2 protein-coding genes are annotated in these 1236 nt (G+C 67.9%); one reads left to right on the forward strand and one right to left on the reverse strand.

Features of this window, described 5'->3' with window-relative positions:
* On the forward strand, positions 1-312 hold a 312-nt coding region (locus C1I98_RS39015; protein ID WP_199537569.1), incomplete at its 5' end, for an SRPBCC domain-containing protein.
* On the opposite strand, the gene C1I98_RS39020 is transcribed toward C1I98_RS39015, so the two are convergent.
* Positions 280-738, reverse strand: coding sequence for a MarR family winged helix-turn-helix transcriptional regulator (locus C1I98_RS39020; RefSeq protein ID WP_158558408.1), 459 nt, complete (start codon positions 736-738; stop codon positions 280-282). The genes C1I98_RS39015 and C1I98_RS39020 overlap by 33 nt on opposite strands.
* Positions 739-1236 lie beyond the last annotated feature (498 nt).

A 1236-nucleotide genomic window follows, 5' to 3' on the forward strand; every position in this document is an offset into this window, starting at 1 on the left:
GCCTGGCGGTTCGTCTGGCGCGGGCCGGACGACGCGGGGATGGCGGCCGGGGGCGTCTACCGGGAGATCGAGCCGGAGGTCCGGCTCGTCTACACCGAGTCGTTCGACGATCACTGGTATCACGGGGAGTGCCTGGTCAGCCACGACTTCACCGAAACGGCCGGGCGTACGACGCTGACCAGCACCATGCTGTACGAGTCGCGGGCCGTACGTGATCTCGTGCTGGCCTCGCCGATGGCGAGGGGCATGGAGGAGGGCTACGTCCGCCTGGACGCGGTTCTAGTCGGTGGGCTGGAGGGCGGTACGCAGTGAGGAGCGCAGGCCGGCCAGTTCCTCGCCGGACAGGTTGGCCAGTGGCCCGGTGTCGCCGTGGATCTGCCGCCAGAAGGCGAGCCGCAAGCGTTCGCCCTGCTGCGTGGTGGTCAGCACCGTGACCCGCCGATCGACGGCGTCCGGTCTGCGCGACACCAGTTCCCGGGCCACCAGCCGATCGACCAGGCCGGTGAGGTTCGACGGGTCATAGCCGGTGCGCTCGGCCAGCACCCGCATCGGCACCGACTCCTCCGGCCGGAGCGCCATCAGCACCTTGGCCTGCCCGGCGGTCAGCCCCAGCCGCGCGGCGTGCCTGGCGTAGTCGTCCTGTAGCCGCTCGGTGAGCCGCAGGATCAGGTGAGTGATCTCCTGCACCACCCGCGGCTCCTGCCCGGTCTCGACCGGCAGCGGTGACGGTGAATCCACGGGTCCGAGGATAGACCGGTCGACCACCGTTATTCATGACCCACCTCGTGGCTTCTTTTCGTTATGGGGTGAAGGTGAGGGTGAAGTACTCGTATTCGCCGGGGCCCGCCCTCTTGAAGACGCCGTCGCCGTCGAGATCGGTGAAGGCGGTCAAGTACAGCGTCCCGTTGAATTGCGCGAGCGAGGTGGCGGTGCCGTCGCGGTGGATCCGGGAGAAGAGGACTTTGTCCTGGCTGTCGGTCTGGTGGGCGACCCGGGGTCCGGCCAGGTAGTTGTGGCCTTCCCGGTTCAGGTAGAGCGTGCCCGAGCCGTGCTCGGAGTCCGCGATTCCGGTGTACGGCTTGAGGCACGGATGATCCGCGACCTTGCCGCCTCTTGAAGACGCCGTCGCCGTCGAGATCGGTGAAGGCGGTCAAGTACAGCGTCCCGTTGAATTGCGCGAGCGAGGTGGCGGTGCCGTCGCGGTGGATCCGGGAGAAGAGGACTTTGTCCTGGCTG

The organism is Spongiactinospora gelatinilytica (genome assembly GCF_003236385.1).
Classification (GTDB): Bacteria; Actinomycetota; Actinomycetes; order Streptosporangiales; family Streptosporangiaceae; genus Spongiactinospora; species Spongiactinospora gelatinilytica.